Raw genomic sequence first — 14632 nt, forward strand, 5'->3', positions numbered from 1 at the left:
GTCACAAAACTTTATTCTTCGCCGGAGCCTCGCTGGAGAACGACGGCGCCGTTCCTGACCTCCGCGGTGGCGCCGAACATCTCGGCGACCGCATGGCCAAAGCCGACGGGATCGTTGGCGGCGAACAGTCCGACCACCGGCTCGCGGGCCAGGGCCGGATCCGGCACCACCACGCGGACGTCGCTGTAGCGCGCGAAACTCGCCGCCGCCTGCGCCAGGGTCTCCCCCTCGAAGGCGATCTGGCCCTCCCGCCACAAGAGATCCCGCCGGACCTCATCCTGCGAGGCGCGACGCGGAACAGCCGCGGTGTTGTCCCTCGCGGTCAGCCGCATATTGGCCTCCAGCACCAAGGCGCGCTCGGCTCCGGGCGGCGCGTGGCTGGTCAGGTCGAGGCGTCCGCCGTGGACGAGCACGTCGAGCGGCTCGCCTTTCAGCTTGCGAATTCGGAACGCCCCGCTCGTGGTGCTGAATCGCCGCCCCGCGACCTCGACCACGAACGGGCGAGCCGGATCGGGCAGAACCGTGAAATAGGCTTCGCCCTCATCGAGGCTCGCGAACCGACGGTCGCGATCGTACTTCACCCGCACCAGGGTCTGGGTGTTCAGCATCATCGTCGACCCGTCCGCCAGAGGCGTCAGCCGGATCTCGCCCCGGGCCGTGGCGTAGGCTCTGGGCGCCTGCAGGCCCATGGCGACGCCGACGACGGCCGCGGACGCCAGGGCCGCGCCGCCCCAGGCCATGATCCTCCGCCGCGACGGCCTCTGCTCGCCCTCGGCGCCGCCGAAGCCGGCCGGATCGTAGTTGGCGCCCAGAGCGCGCGCGGACAGGGTGCGCATCGCCACCGCCTTGGCCCGCAAATAGGCTCCCGGCCGGCGGGGATCCCCGTCCAGCCAGACCCGCAGGGCCTGTTTGTCCTCCTCGGAAAGCGGCGCGCGATCCTCCCGCGCGACCCATGCGACCGCGACGTCGTCAATGTCCTCGTTGGTTTTTCGCGCGATCAAAGACGGCGGTCTCCGCTTTCACAGTCCTAGAGGCTCGAGACCCGGGTCTTCCGCTATCACCGAACCGCTGGATCAAGAACTTGAAGCTTCGGCCGATATGTTTTTCGACCGTACTCTCCGACAGCTTCATGCGCCTGGCGACCTCTTGTTGCGGCAAGTCATGCACGCGGCGCAGGATGAACGCCTCGCGCATTCGCCCCGGCATGGCCGCTATGGCCTCGGCCAGGCGCTGCAATTCATCGCGGTCGATCGCCGTCTGCTCGGGAGAAGCGGCCTGATCGGCGGGATCGAAGCCTTCCAGGTCGTCGGCCGCCCGGATCGAAACGATGCGGGCCCGCCGCACATGATGCACGATGATCGAGTGCGCCACCTGGAAGAGATAGGCGCGAGGATTGCGGATATCCTCGACCGTCTCGCGGGCGGCCAGGATCGTATAGGTCTCCTGGATCACGTCATCGACGTCGAAGACCGCGCTGCGCCGGCCTTGCAGCCAGGCCCGCAATCGAGGCTCGTGGGGCAGGACGTGGTTCATGAACCATCGCGTCCGCTCGTCCGAGAAATTGAACATTACGCCCGCCCTGCCAAGCCCCGCGCTGACCTAGCGGCCCTGCCTGACACATTTGTGACGGACGACGCGTCTAATGATCCAGGACCAGCGGCAGGGCGGCCGCCTCGACCATGCGCCGCGTCACGCCGCCGAACAGCGCTTCGGAGAGACGTCCCTTCCCGTACGCCCCCATCACGCAGTAGCCGGCGCGGAGATTGTCGGCCAGGTCCAGCAGCACCCGGTCCGGCGAGGCCTTGCCCCGCGCGATCGCATGAACCTGGGGCCGCACGCCATGCCGCGACAGGTAGACGGCCGCGTCCTCGGCCGAAGGCCCGCTATCCAGTTCTCCGACGGTCACCAGGTGGACCTCCGAGGCCAGGCACAGCAGCGGAATCGCCGAGCGCAGCGCGGCCGCGGCGGGCGCCGAGCCGTCCCAGGCCACGATCGCCGCCCCGCCCAGCTTGATCCCGGCCGCCGTCTCGGGCGCGGCGATGATCGGGCGTCGCGCGTGGACGGCCAGATCGCCGACAAGGCCGCGACGATGATCCGCGAGGAAGGCGTCGCGCCGACAGTTGACCACGATGAGATCGGACAGGAGCGACTGATTGGTCAGGCAGACGCCGATATCGCCGACGCTCTCGGTCCAGTTCCAGGAAACGCCTTCGCCCGCCAGGCGCGGCTCAAGGCGTTGGCGAAGCTCCACTTCGAGCTTTCGGTCCTCGTCCAGCGGCATGCCGCTCGACCATGCCATCGGATCGGCGGGATAGAGGGTCAGGGGCGTGACGTCGGCGCACTGAATGTGGCCCTCGAACGCCCGAGCGAGATCCAGCGCCACCTGCAGCCGGGCCTCCAGACCCTTGTCGCCGTGGACGAGCAAAAGAATGTTCTTCACTGCCGTTCTCCTGGGAAGCAAAGGGAGCGGGCCACCAGCGGTCCTTTTGGTCGGCGCCGTTGTGGCGCCGCGCCAGCCAGGCCGACATCCGCAGTTTCCCGTAGGCGCGTTGCTCCATGTCAAATCTCCGCCGGCCAGGCGGGCGATGATGACCGCGTCAAGGCCGTGGAGCGGCGTGGGAGGCTTCATGCGAAACTATCGAATGCTTTTCGGCGCCCTGGCGCTGGCGACCCTCGCGGGCTGCGCGGCCCTGGACCGGGTCTCTCCCGCCGAGGTCGCGCGCGGGCGCGCCGTCGATACCGGCCGCGTCCTGGCGAGCAACAAGTGCCTGACCTGCCATCAATTGGAAGGCGCATCGGCCACCGGCGCGCCGCCGACCTTCAAGGAAGTCGCGCGCCGGTACCAGGACACGCGTCTGGACTGGGAGCTCGAGACGATCTCCGCCGTCGGCCACTATCGCATGCCCCGCAAGCCCCTCTCGTCGGCCGAGATCGCGGCCCTGACGGCCTATATCAAGTCTCTGGACATCGACGAGCCGGAAGCGCCGGCGAGGCGCCGCCCGGACTCCCGCTGACACCCTGGTTGGGGCGGACCTCGTCGCCCCTCCCCCCGGTTCGCCGCGCCGTCCGACGCCACGATCAACAGGACAACGACACGCATCATCTTCCGACAGCCTTGGAGGTCACCATGGATCACGCCCTTCGACACGAGATTCTGACGGTCCTGGAGTCTGGCAGAGACCTGACCCTGGCGACCCTTCGCGACGACGGGGCGCCCCAGGCCACCACGGTGTCCTATGTCAGCGACGGACTTTCGATCTACTTCGGCTGTTCGGCCGACTCTCAGAAAGCCCACAATCTGGCGCGCGATTCGCGCGTGGCCCTCACCATCAACCTGCCTTACGGCGACTGGAGCGAGATCCGGGGCCTGTCGATGAGCGGCTCGGCCGCCAGACTGGCTGATCCCGACCAACTCATCGCCGTCGGCCGCCTCTTCCTGGCCAGGTTTCCTCAACTGGAGAGCGCCTTCGCGGTCGGCGACCAGGCGATGGCGGTGTTCTGCGTCACGCCCCTGGTGATCTCGGTGCTCGACTACCGCAAGGGCTTCGGCCACGTCGACCACGTCGACGCCGCCGAACTCGAAGCGGTCGCGCGCTGAAACACCCCCGGTCCCGAGAGCCCGGCTCCAGCGCCGGCCGTGATCGTCACCGACGGCGGGCGCGCGCGAAGGCAGAGGGGAGGCAGAGGAAGACGGTCGAGGATCGAATCCTCGATATCGCCGCAAATCACCAGTTTATCAGAAGGAGGATGGTGGACGCGACAGGGATTGAACCTGTGACCCCTACGATGTCAACGTAGTGCTCTCCCGCTGAGCTACGCGTCCGCCGAAGCGATCCGAAGCGTCTCCGTGAAGACGTCCCGGCCGGGAAGGTGTGGGGGTATAGCGGCGGCTTGGCCGGTACGCAAGCCGCCCCGAAAACTTTTAGCGAAACTTTTTGAAGGCCCTATGCGGCCATCATCTTTTCCACCTCGGCGACCAGATCGCGCAGGTGGACCGGCTTGGACAGAACCTTGGCGCCGGCCGGCGCGCGGTCTTGGGCCGAGAGGGCGACGGCGGCGAAGCCGGTGATGAACATGATGCGCAGGCTGGGGTCGCGGGCGGCGGCCTGGCGGGCCACCTCGATGCCGTCCATGCCCGGCATGACGATGTCGGTCAGCAGCAGGTCCCAGGGATGTTCCAGGTGCTGGACGGCTTCCTCGCCATCCGCGCAGGCCTGGACTTCGAAGCCGGCGCGTTCCAGCGCCCGCGCCAGGAAGCCGCGGAGGGAATCATCGTCTTCGGCGAGAAGGATGCGGGCCATGAGGTCACGTTCCAGGGAAAGTCGTCGATCGGAAGCGGTCACCTTAGCGCGATGAGCGTAAATCGGGGATGAACCTAAGTGTCGCGGGCTGTGGACGAACCGCCGTCGCGCTGTTTGTCGTTTGACCCGGCGCGGTCGGGCTTCGATGATGCGAGGCATGAGCGCTTGGCGGCCCCTCTCGGCGGACGACGTCCCAAAGGACGGGGGAATGACCGCGCCTCTTGAGACGTTCGGCGGCCCGGCGTTCGAAGTGACGCGCGCCGCCCCGGCCGGGGCCGCCCCGCCCACGGCCCTGGTGTTCGCCTCGCCCCATTCGGGCGGGATCTATCCGGAAGACATGATCGCCGCCGCCCGCCTGCCGCTCGAGACGCTGCGCGCCTCGGAGGACGCCTTCGTCGATCGGATCATCGGCGGCGCGCCGGCCCTGGGGGCCAGCGTCATCCGCGCCCGCTTCGCCCGCGCCTATGTCGATCTCAATCGCGAACCGTGGGAGCTGGACCCCTCGATGTTCGCCGAGACCCTGCCCGACTACGCCCACGGCCGCTCGGCCCGGGTGGCGGCGGGGCTGGGCACGATTCCCCGCATCGCCGGCGAGGGCCGGCCGATCTACGCCCGCAAGCTGACCTTCGCCGAGGCCAGGGCGCGGGTGGAGCTGACCCACCGCCCCTATCACGACGCCCTGGACCGCCAACTGGCGGCGGCGCGCGCGGCGCACGGGGCGGCGATCCTGATCGACTGGCACTCGATGCCGGCGGCGGCCGCGCACGGCCAGCGGGCCCGCAACGGGGGGCCGTGCGACATCGTGCTGGGCGACCGCTTCGGCGCGGCCTGCTCCCCCAAGCTGACTGGCCTGGTCGAGCGCGAGCTGGAGACCCTGGGCTACCGCGTCGTCCGCAACGCCCCCTATGCTGGCGGCTACACCACCGAGCACTACGGTCGCCCGGCCCGCCGCACCCACGCCCTGCAGATCGAGATCAACCGCGCGCTCTATATGAACGAGACAACCCGCGAGCCGACCGAGGGCCTGGCGCGACTCACGGCCGACGCCGAGTCGCTGACCAGGGCGCTGGCGCGGCTGGATCTGGCGGAGCTGCGTTAAGGCGGGAAGGGCCACGGCGTCCGACCCTCGAATTTGATCCGAACCTATCGCTCGACACGCGTTGTCATCGATCAAAGACGCCCGCGGCCGCTCGGACCAAAAAAAAGCCCGGCGAAACCGCCGGGCCAGTTCATTAGGGAGGAAACGCCCAGGAAGGGCAGAAGCGGCAGCGCCGCCTCACAGGAATGTTTATAGGGTGCGGCGCAAAAACAGGCAAGTAAAAAAGTCGGCGTTAATGTCGATTTTTTGACAGGAGTATCGCGCAACCCGTTGTGGGATAAGGATCGCGGAACGGCGCTATTTGGAACTGCCTTATTTTTGGGCATGTTGCGGCGCACAATTTGTTGCGTTTGAAACGGTCTCTGGCGAGAACACCTCGCAAACCCAAGCCTCATAAGGCTTTGTTGATGACACCGGTTACCTGCGACAAGTCTTTCCGAGCGTCAGGGGTGGATAAATCGGCCGCAGTCGCGTAAAAGCCGCGCGCCTGACGCGTAGAGCGTCATCTCCTATTCCTCCCGAAAGTCCGTCCGTTCCCATGTCCATGCGAAATATCGCCATCATCGCGCACGTCGATCATGGCAAGACCACCCTCGTCGACCAGCTGCTGGCCCAGTCGGGCGTCTTCCGCGCCAATGAAGCCACCACCGAGCGCGCCATGGACTCCAACGACCAGGAGCGCGAGCGCGGCATCACCATTCTGGCCAAGTGCACCAGCGTGCTGTGGAACGGTGAAGCGGGCGAAACCCGCATCAACATCATCGACACCCCCGGCCACGCCGACTTCGGCGGCGAAGTCGAACGTATCCTGGGCATGGTGGACGGCTGCGTCCTGCTGGTCGACGCCGAGGAAGGCGTCATGCCGCAGACCAAGTTCGTGCTGACCAAGGCGCTGAAGATGGGCCTGAAGCCGATCCTCTGCATCAATAAGGTCGACCGCGCCCACGCCGATCCGGACCGCGTCCACAACGCCGCCTTCGACCTGTTCGCCGCCATCGGCGCCACGGACGAGCAGCTGGACTTCCCGCACATCTACGCCTCGGGCCGCGCCGGCTGGGCCACGCTCGACATGAACGTGCCCAACGACAACCTGGCCCCGTTGTTCGACCTGATCGTCCGCCACGTGCCGGAGCCGAAGCAGATCGCCAAGACCGACGAGCCGTTCCAGATCCTGAACGTGCTGATCGAAAGCGACCCGTTCCTGGGCCGCCTGCTGACCGGCCGTATCGAGAGCGGCAAGGCCATCCCGGGCATGGCCATCAAGGCCCTGGATCGCAACGGCAAGGAAATCGAGCGCGGCCGCATCACCAAGGTGCTGGCCTTCCGCGGCCTGAAGCGTTCGCCGGTCGACGAAGGCGCCGAAGCCGGTGACATCGTCGCCATCGCCGGCATGTCGAAGGCCACCGTCGCCGACACCCTGTGCGCCCTGGAAGTGACCGAGGCCCTGCCGGCCCAGCCGATCGATCCGCCGACCATCTCGATGACGGTCTCGGTCAATGACAGCCCGCTGGCCGGCCGCGAAGGCGACAAGGTCCAGAGCCGCGTGATCCGCGACCGCCTGCTGAAGGAAGCCGAATCGAACGTGGCCATCAAGGTCACCGAGACGGCCGAAGGCGACGCCTATGAAGTGTCGGGCCGGGGCGAACTGCAGCTGGGCGTCCTGATCGAGAACATGCGCCGCGAAGGCTTCGAGGTGTCGATCAGCCGTCCGCGCGTCGTGTTCCAGACCGATCCGGAAACCGGCAAGCGCCTGGAGCCGATGGAAGACGTCATGATCGACGTCGACGACGAATTCTCGGGCATCGTCATCGAGAAGCTGTCGCTGCGGAAGGCCGAGCTGAAGGACATGGGCCCGTCGGGCGCGGGCAAGACCCGCATCCAGCTGGTCGCCCCCTCGCGCTCGCTGATCGGCTATCAGGGCGAGTTCCTGACCGACACGCGCGGTTCGGGCGTGCTGAACCGCGTGTTCAGCCACTACGAGCCGTACAAGGGCGCTTTCGACCAGCAGCGCAAGGGCGTGCTGATCTCGAACTCGGACGGTGAGACCGCGGCCTACGCGCTGTGGAACCTGGAAGAGCGCGGCGTGATGTTCGTCGGCGCCAACGAGAAGTGCTACCTCGGCATGATCATCGGCGAGAACGCCCGTCAGGACGACCTCGACGTCAACCCGATGAAGGCCAAGCAGCTGACCAACGTCCGCGCCTCGGGCAAGGACGAGTCGATCCGCCTGACCCCGCCGCGCCGCATGACCCTCGAACAGGCCATCGCCTATATCGAGGAAGACGAGCTGGTCGAGGTGACCCCGAAGAGCATCCGCCTGCGCAAGCAGATCCTGAACCCGTCGTTCCGCAAGCGTCGCGTCAAGGAAGAGTAGGGTTCTTCACCCTTCGAAAATTGGGCCGCCGTTCGAAAGGACGGCGGCCTTTTTCTTTGCGGTTGACGCGACGGCGTCATCTGAAGCGCCGCGCGCGAATACCGGCGCGCATGCGAATCCATCGCACGGTTTGCTCAAACGACACGTCGACTTAACCGGAGGTTTACCCGGGCGAACGATGATTTGCCCAGGGGATCTCCACTCCGGATGAGACGAGGACCGCGCGTGCGCGCCATCGCCAGCTCGAGGATCGGCCGCGGCCTGGCCGCGCTCGCCGAGCGCGTGACTCCCGCCGTGCCCGAGGCCATGGCCGGACGCGTGCGCATGGAGCAGGTGCAAAGCATCCTGCGCATGACTCCTGTGATGATGAGCGCCAACATCGTCATCGCCCTGCTGGTCAATCTGGCCGGCCTGACCGGCCCGCACCGCGTCATCCTGACGGTCTGGGCGGCGCTGGTGATGAGCTACGCGCTGCTGGGTCTGCGCGGCTGGTACGCCGCCCGGCGCCGCAAGAGCGCCAAGTCCACGGTGTCCGCGCGCGGCGTGCGCCGCATCGTCATCCAGGCGGGCCTGCTGGGCCTATTGTGGAGCGTACTGCCAGTCCTGACCATGCCCAAGGCGCAGGGCTTCTCGGACGCCATGCCGATGCTGGTCGCCTCGGTCCTGGCCGGCATGATCGGCTGCGGCGGCTTCGCCATGCTGACCCTGCCGGCCGCCGCCATCGCCTATTCGACTCCCATGGTCATCGGCGCCCTGTGGGTGCTGGCCACCAGCAACGACCCGGTCCTGTACGCCCTGGGCGGCCTGCTGATCTTCTGCCACCTGGTGGTCAGCGTCTCGTGCCTGTCACACGCCAAGATCTTCGTCGAACGCCTCGTCGCCGCCGACGAGCTGGAACAGCAGAGGCTGGTCGTGTCGCTGCTGCTCAGCGACTTCGAGGAAGGCGCCAGCGACTGGCTGTGGGAGGTCGATGCTTCCGGGGCCATGACCTATGTCTCCGACCGCATGGCCGCCGCGGCCGGCGCCGACAAGGACGCGCTGATCGGCCGGCCGATGTCCGAGCTGTGCGGCGCGGCCGAGGCCCCGAGCGGCCCGGTCGCCTCCCTCTCGGCCCTGTTCGCCGAACAGAAGACCTTCCGCGACGTGGTCGTTTCGATCGGCGTCGGTCCAAATCCCGAGTCCAGGGAGACCCACTGGTGGTCACTGTCGGCCAAACCCGTGCTCGACCTGGACGGCGCCTTCATCGGTTTCCGGGGCGTGGGCGCCGACATCACCCAGGCCCGCGAGGATCAGGCCCGCATCTCGCGCCTGGCCCACTACGACGTGTTGACCCAGCTGCCCAACCGCCTGTCGTTCCTGCAGGCCCTGGGCAAGGCCTGGACCGAGCATGGCAAGCCCAAGGCCCATGGCGGAAGCGGCAAAGGCTGCGCCGTGCTGTGCCTGGACCTCGACCATTTCAAGGGCGTCAATGACAGCCTGGGCCACCCGATCGGCGACGCCTTGCTGGTCCAGGCCGCCACCCGCCTGCGCGACTGCGTCGGGGCCCAAGGTCTGGTCTCGCGCCTCGGCGGCGACGAGTTCGCCGTGGTCATCGCCCCCTCGCCGGGCGCGGAGGCGCTGGGCGTCCTGGCCATGACCATCGTCGACGCGCTCTCGCATCCCTACGACGTGCGCGGCCACAACGTGCTGATCGGGGCCAGCGTCGGCATCGCCGTCGCGCCATTCGACGCCGACGATCCGGACGGCCTTCTGAAGAACGCCGACCTGGCCCTCTACCGCGCCAAGGGCGACGGACGCGGGGCTTATCGCTTCTTCGAGACCGCCATGGACGTCTGGGCCCAGGAGCGCCGGGCGCTGGAACTGGACCTGCGTGACGCCCTGGCCAACAACGAGCTGAAGCTGTTCTTCCAGCCGCTGATCGGCGCTCATGAGCACGAAACCACCGGCTTCGAGGCCCTGCTGCGCTGGCAGCATCCGCGCCGGGGCCTGGTGCCGCCGGACGACTTCATCGAGTCCGCCGAGCAATGGGGCCTGATCGGCAAGATCGGCGAGTGGGTGCTGCACGAGGCCTGCAGGACCGCCGCTGGCTGGCCCTCGCACCTGACCGTCGCCGTCAACCTGTCGCCCAACCAGTTCGCCTCGGGCGACCTGGTCGCCCAGGTCAAGGCCGCTCTCGCCGGGTCGGGCCTGGCGCCGGGCCGCCTGGAGCTGGAGATCACCGAGGGCCTGCTGCTGCACGACAGCGCCAAAACCCTGGAACAGCTGGCCGCCCTGAAGGCCCTGGGCGTCAAGATCGCCATGGACGACTTCGGCACCGGCTATTCCAGCCTGGCCTATCTGTGGCGGTTCCCGTTCGACAAGATCAAGATCGACCGTTCGTTCGTGGCGGAAATGCAGGACAACACGGCCATCGCCGACATCCTGCGCACCATCGCCCTGCTGGGCCAGACTCTGAACCTGGAGGTCACCGCCGAGGGTGTCGAGACCGCCGCCCAGGCGCGGCTGCTGTCCGACATGCGCTGCGACACCTTCCAGGGCTTCCTGTACGGGCGGCCGATGCCGGTGGGCGACATCCCGAGCTTCCTGCTGTCGAACCTGGCGCGGCGGATGCGGCGGGAAGGCGCGGACGACGGCGCGGAGGAAGAGGAAACGGCGGTAGGGTAGACGCCCAACCTTCCTCCCCCTCCGACGACCCCGTCCTAGTTCTTCTTCACCAGCCCCAGCAGCCACAGCAGCAGCACCGCGCCCAGGGTCGAGATCAGCAGACTGCCGACCCAGCCCCAGAAGTGAATGCCCAGCATGCCGGCCAGGAACGCGCCGATCAGCGCGCCGACCAGGCCGACGATCAGGTTGGTCAGCAGTCCGTGGTCGCGCTTCATGATCTTCTCGGCGATCCAGCCGGCGAAGATCCCGATGATGATGGCTCCGATGAAACCGACGCCGTGCATGATGATGCCCTCCTCTAAAAGCTGAGCCATGAGAATGCGCGAGCGGCCGCCGGGTTTCAGAATTCCCGCGCCGTGTTAGGCAAGGGCATGGTCCATCCCGTCTTCGACAACCTGCCCACCACGATCTTCGAGCGGATGAGCGGGCTGGCGCGCCAGCACGGCGCGATCAATCTGGGCCAGGGTTTTCCCGACGACCAGGGCCCCCTGCCCGTCCGCGAAGCCGCGGCGCGGGCGCTGATCGAGGGCTCCAACCAGTATCCGCCGATGCGCGGCCTGCCGGAGCTGCGCGCCGCCGTGGCCGGGCACTATGGCCGGACGCAAGGCCTGGAACTTGATCCAGACACGGAGATCGTCGTCACCTCCGGCGCCACGGAGGCCCTGGCGGCGGCGTTCACGGCCCTGATCTCGCCCGGCGACGAGGTGGTGCTGTTCCAGCCCCTGTACGACGCCTACCTGCCGCTGGTCCGCCGCGCGGGCGGGATTCCCCGACTGGTCCGTCTGGCCCCGCCGCACTGGCGCTTCGACCGGGCGATGCTGGAGGCGGCGTTCAGCGACAGGACCCGGATGGTGGTGTTGAACAGTCCGCTGAACCCGGCCGGGATCGTCACGCCCGCCGAGGACCTCGCCCTGCTGGCCCAGTTCTGCGTGGAGCACGACACGATCGCGGTCTGCGACGAGGTGTGGGAGGCGGTGGTGTTCGACGGACGCGAGCATCGGCCGCTGATGACCTTCCCAGGCATGCGCGAGCGGACGGTGAAGATCGGCTCGGCCGGCAAGCTGTTCGGCATGACCGGCTGGAAGGTCGGCTTCCTGATGGCCGCGCCCGCCCTGATCGGGCCTCTGGCGGCGGCCCACCAGTTCCTGACCTTCACCACGCCGCCGAACCTGCAGACCGGCGTGGCGTGGGGCCTCGACAACCACCGCGCCTGGTTCGACCAGATGCCCGCCGAGATGCAGCGCTCTCGCGACCGCCTGACCGCCGGCCTGCGCGCGGCGGGCTATGTCGTGCTGGAGAGCCAGGGGACGTATTTCCTCAACGTCGACCTGACGGCGTCGGGGATCATGGTCGACGACGTGACCTTCTGTGAACGGATCGTCGTCGAGTTCGGCGTCGCGGCGATCCCGGTGTCGGCGTTCTTCGCCGAGGCCCCGGTGCGCAACGTGGTGCGGCTATGCTTCGCCAAGGCGGACGCGACGCTGGACGCGGCGGTGGAGCGGCTGGCGAGGGCCCGGACTGCTTTCAGCTGACAAAGCCGACAGGCTACAGCGCGCTCAGTCCCGCCATCACCTCGCGCGCCACACCCCGCGCCAGGCACGTATCCATCACCGACAGCAAGTTCCGCAGGTCGATCGGCTTGGCGACGTGCGCGTCGCAGCCCGCCTCCAGGCATATCTTGATCTGCGCCGACATGACATCGGCCGTCAGCGCGATCACCGGCAGCCGCGCCAACCGCGAATCCCCGCGCAGCCGACGCGTGGCCTCCAGCCCGTCCATCACCGGCATGTTGACGTCCATCAGGATGAGATCGACCGGCTCGCGCTCCAACACGTCCAGCGCCTCCTGGCCGTTCTGGGCCTCGACCAGCTCGCACTCGAACGGCTCGAGGAAGAGACGGATGACACGGCGGTTGACCGGATGGTCGTCGACCACCAGCACGCGGCGGCCATGCAAGGCGGCGAAGCGGACATCATTCTCGCCAGCCTCGGCCTGGCTGACCGGCAGTTCGGAGGCGTCGGCCGCGTCGACCAGCATCTCGATGGTGAAGACCGAGCCCCGCCCCGCTTCGCTCTCGACGCGGATCTCGCCGCGCATCATCTCGACCAGCCGGCGGGTGATATTCAAGCCAAGGCCCGTGCCGCCGAAGTTGCGGGTGGTCGAGGCGTCGGCCTGGACGAAGGGGCGGAACAGCTTGGCGACCGTGGCCTTGTTCATGCCGATGCCAGTGTCCGCCACCCGCAGCCGCACGCGGACACGCCCCTCCTCCTCCGGATAGCAGGCCAGGGCCACCTCGACCTTGCCCTCCGTGGTGAACTTCAGGGCGTTGGAGACCAGGTTGGTCAGGCACTGGCGCACCCGCACCCCGTCGAACATCAGCGGCCCGGGCGCCTCGCTCTCCAGCTTGAAGGTCAGGGCCACGCCCTTTTCGCGCGCCGTCGGCTGGTAGCCGCCGACCAGACGGGCGCAGGTCCGGACCAGGTCGCCGACCGTGGGCGCGATCTCCAGCTTGCCGGCCTCGATCTTGGAGAGGTCGAGAATGTCGTTCAGCAGAACCAGCAACGTGTCGCCGCTGTCCATGATCAGGTCGACCTGCTCGCGCTGCTCCGGCGTCAGGGTCCCGGCGCGCAGCGCCTGGGCCAGGCCCAGCATGCCGTTCAACGGCGTACGCAGCTCGTGACTCATCACCGCCAGGAAGGCCGACTTGGCCTTGCTGGCGGCCTCGGCGTGCTCCTGGGCGCCCTTCAGGCGGCGCGAGGCGCGGCGCTGGTGGAGGGCCCAGGCGACGCCCCCGGCGACCAAGACGCCGAGCAGGAGCGCGATGACCACGGACGCCCGCGCCAGGCTGCGGCTGAGCCGCACCTCTTCGGTCAGGCGGCGGCTCTCGTCGCGCTTGGCGCGCAGCTCGCTGTCGAGGGCGGAGGATATCTCGGTCACGCTGCGCGCATGGGCCTTCTCGGTCTCCGCGCTGTTGGCGCGCCGCCAGGCGTCCAGTTCCTGGAAAGCCAGGGCGCCGCGGCCTTCGGCGTGGTCGATATAGGCCTGGACCAGGGCTTCGGCTTGGAGGTCGCGCTGGCTCAGCACCGCCGGAACGCTCTTCAGCCGCTCCAGGTCGGCGCGGGCGGCGGCGGCCATGCCTAGCTGGGCCTGCGCCTGGGCGCGCTGGCGCAACAGGATGACCTGCAGCCGGCGGTTGGGATTGTCGAGCTCGGCCTGGGCGCCGCTGAGGCACGCCAGCACCTTGCGCGGCTGGTTCAGCAGCAGGGCGATACGCGCGCACAGGTGCTGGTCCCAGGTCCGCAGGTCCTTGTCGCCGTCGGCCATGACCATCCGGTGATGCAGGTCGGCCATGCGCTGAGCCGCGCCCAGCTCGCCCAGGTCGGCGGCCGTGTAGGCGATGTCGTAGATCCGCTCGATCTTGCGGATGTGGAAAGCGTCGCGCTCGTCCAGCCTCACGGCCTGGGCCATGTGGTCCAGGGCGCCTTCCTTGTCGCCGATGTCCGACAGCGTGTAGCTGTGGACCTGATGCAGCTCGGCCAGCACCGGTTCGGCGACGCGGCCGCGCCGCTCGATATCGACCTGCAAGTCGGCGGCCAGGCGCGCGGCTTCGGCCCAGCGGCCCATCTGCCCCAGGTGCCTTACGCGCTCCACGCCGGCCATCACCCGGATGTCGGGACCGGATTGGCTCAGATACTTGCGCCAGTCGCCCTCCGTGAAGGCGCGGAAGCCGCGGGTCTCATGGCGATAGGCCAGGGCTTCCAGATCGACGAGCGTGGCGAGCTGGGTGTCGTGGTCATGGGCGGCCGCCTCGCGGGCCAGCTTGGCCCAGGCGCCAAAGCGGCCTTCGATCTGGTTGCTCTTGTAGGCGTAGAGCACCCGCCACAGGCCATAGAGCCGGGCCTCGCCGCGATCACGCAGGGCGCGGCGGCCGGCCCGTTCGATGTCTTCGTTGCCGCGGGGAGGATTGCGAACCTCGTGCGCGCCGATCTCACGAGCCAGCTGGTCCAGGCGCTGAGCCAGGGGCACGGACCCTTGCGCGTGCGCGGCGCCGGCCACGAGGGACCCGATCAGAGCAAGAAAGACGAGAAGGCGCCGCAAGTCCGGTTCCCTGGAGACTACGGCCACCCTTCGAGGCGATAGATGTAGGACCGGTTAAGCTTGTCTCCGGGATTGAACGACTTCGGGTTCGTCCCG

General features: G+C 68.1%; 12 protein-coding genes and 1 tRNA gene. 6 read left to right on the forward strand and 7 right to left on the reverse strand.

Going from position 1 to position 14632, the window contains the following annotated elements; genetic code table 11:
• Positions 1-11: 11 nt before the first annotated feature.
• From AC1RJ9_RS12375 to AC1RJ9_RS12385, 3 genes are all read right to left on the reverse strand, one after another.
• Positions 12-1001, reverse strand: a complete 990-nt coding sequence (locus AC1RJ9_RS12375; protein ID WP_492837181.1) for a FecR family protein — start codon at positions 999-1001, stop codon at positions 12-14.
• Entirely contained in the window at positions 970-1533 is a 564-nt protein-coding gene (locus AC1RJ9_RS12380) for an RNA polymerase sigma factor (protein WP_492837182.1), read from the reverse strand. The genes AC1RJ9_RS12375 and AC1RJ9_RS12380 overlap by 32 nt, the downstream gene beginning before the upstream one ends.
• Before the next feature lie 106 nt (positions 1534-1639).
• Positions 1640-2440 (reverse strand): universal stress protein, encoded by an 801-nt coding sequence (locus AC1RJ9_RS12385; protein ID WP_492837183.1) that lies wholly within the window; start codon positions 2438-2440, stop codon positions 1640-1642.
• 187 nt (positions 2441-2627) lie between these two features.
• Between AC1RJ9_RS12385 and AC1RJ9_RS12390 the strand changes: the two genes are divergently transcribed.
• A complete protein-coding gene (locus AC1RJ9_RS12390; protein WP_492837184.1) occupies positions 2628-3014 on the forward strand; it encodes a c-type cytochrome in 387 nt (128 codons plus the stop codon).
• 113 nt (positions 3015-3127) lie between these two features.
• The gene (locus AC1RJ9_RS12395; protein ID WP_492837185.1) at positions 3128-3598 is read left to right on the forward strand and encodes a pyridoxamine 5'-phosphate oxidase family protein; all 471 of its coding nucleotides are present in this window, start codon (positions 3128-3130) and stop codon (positions 3596-3598) included.
• 150 nt (positions 3599-3748) lie between these two features.
• Here the strand turns inward: AC1RJ9_RS12395 and AC1RJ9_RS12400 are convergent.
• Together AC1RJ9_RS12400 and cpdR are read right to left on the reverse strand one after the other, a co-directional pair.
• Positions 3749-3823 (reverse strand) — tRNA-Val (locus tag AC1RJ9_RS12400).
• Between the two features lie 121 nt (positions 3824-3944).
• Positions 3945-4301 (reverse strand): cell cycle two-component system response regulator CpdR, encoded by a 357-nt coding sequence (cpdR, locus tag AC1RJ9_RS12405; protein ID WP_004616083.1) that lies wholly within the window; start codon positions 4299-4301, stop codon positions 3945-3947.
• A 157-nt stretch (positions 4302-4458) separates the two neighbouring features.
• Between cpdR and AC1RJ9_RS12410 the strand changes: the two genes are divergently transcribed.
• The 3 genes from AC1RJ9_RS12410 to AC1RJ9_RS12420 all read left to right on the forward strand — a co-directional run bounded on the left by AC1RJ9_RS12410 (position 4459) and on the right by AC1RJ9_RS12420 (position 10438).
• Positions 4459-5400: an N-formylglutamate amidohydrolase gene (locus AC1RJ9_RS12410; RefSeq protein ID WP_492837186.1), complete on the forward strand. Its 942-nt coding sequence runs from the start codon at positions 4459-4461 to the stop codon at positions 5398-5400.
• Between the two features lie 538 nt (positions 5401-5938).
• Positions 5939-7774: a translational GTPase TypA gene (typA, locus tag AC1RJ9_RS12415; protein WP_492837187.1), complete on the forward strand. Its 1836-nt coding sequence runs from the start codon at positions 5939-5941 to the stop codon at positions 7772-7774.
• A 225-nt stretch (positions 7775-7999) separates the two neighbouring features.
• Complete coding sequence (locus AC1RJ9_RS12420) at positions 8000-10438, forward strand: putative bifunctional diguanylate cyclase/phosphodiesterase (protein WP_492837188.1); 2439 nt, start codon at positions 8000-8002, stop codon at positions 10436-10438.
• A 35-nt stretch (positions 10439-10473) separates the two neighbouring features.
• Here the strand turns inward: AC1RJ9_RS12420 and AC1RJ9_RS12425 are convergent, their stop codons facing one another.
• Positions 10474-10722, reverse strand: coding sequence for a GlsB/YeaQ/YmgE family stress response membrane protein (locus AC1RJ9_RS12425; protein WP_492837237.1), 249 nt, complete (start codon positions 10720-10722; stop codon positions 10474-10476).
• Between the two features lie 87 nt (positions 10723-10809).
• On the opposite strand from AC1RJ9_RS12425, the gene AC1RJ9_RS12430 reads away from it, so the two are divergent.
• The gene (locus AC1RJ9_RS12430; RefSeq protein WP_492837189.1) at positions 10810-11970 is read left to right on the forward strand and encodes an aminotransferase; all 1161 of its coding nucleotides are present in this window, start codon (positions 10810-10812) and stop codon (positions 11968-11970) included.
• Between the two features lie 13 nt (positions 11971-11983).
• On the opposite strand, the gene AC1RJ9_RS12435 is transcribed toward AC1RJ9_RS12430, so the two are convergent.
• A complete protein-coding gene (locus AC1RJ9_RS12435) occupies positions 11984-14536 on the reverse strand; it encodes a response regulator (RefSeq protein WP_492837190.1) in 2553 nt (850 codons plus the stop codon).
• Positions 14537-14632 lie beyond the last annotated feature (96 nt).

This window comes from Caulobacter sp. GW822-FHT07D08 (genome assembly GCF_058798735.1).

What these genes read in the sequence shown, in the direction of transcription:
- AC1RJ9_RS12430 (WP_492837189.1), top strand. Translation starts at nt 10,810, where the DNA reads ATGGTCCATCCCGTCTTCGACAACCTGCCCACCACGATCTTCGAGCGG.
- AC1RJ9_RS12380 (WP_492837182.1), bottom strand. Translation starts at nt 1,533, where the DNA reads ATGAACCACGTCCTGCCCCACGAGCCTCGATTGCGGGCCTGGCTGCAA.
- AC1RJ9_RS12425 (WP_492837237.1), bottom strand. Translation starts at nt 10,722, where the DNA reads ATGCACGGCGTCGGTTTCATCGGAGCCATCATCATCGGGATCTTCGCC.
- cpdR (WP_004616083.1), bottom strand. Translation starts at nt 4,301, where the DNA reads ATGGCCCGCATCCTTCTCGCCGAAGACGATGATTCCCTCCGCGGCTTC.
- AC1RJ9_RS12410 (WP_492837186.1), top strand. Translation starts at nt 4,459, where the DNA reads ATGAGCGCTTGGCGGCCCCTCTCGGCGGACGACGTCCCAAAGGACGGG.
- AC1RJ9_RS12395 (WP_492837185.1), top strand. Translation starts at nt 3,128, where the DNA reads ATGGATCACGCCCTTCGACACGAGATTCTGACGGTCCTGGAGTCTGGC.
- typA (WP_492837187.1), top strand. Translation starts at nt 5,939, where the DNA reads ATGTCCATGCGAAATATCGCCATCATCGCGCACGTCGATCATGGCAAG.
- AC1RJ9_RS12390 (WP_492837184.1), top strand. Translation starts at nt 2,628, where the DNA reads ATGCGAAACTATCGAATGCTTTTCGGCGCCCTGGCGCTGGCGACCCTC.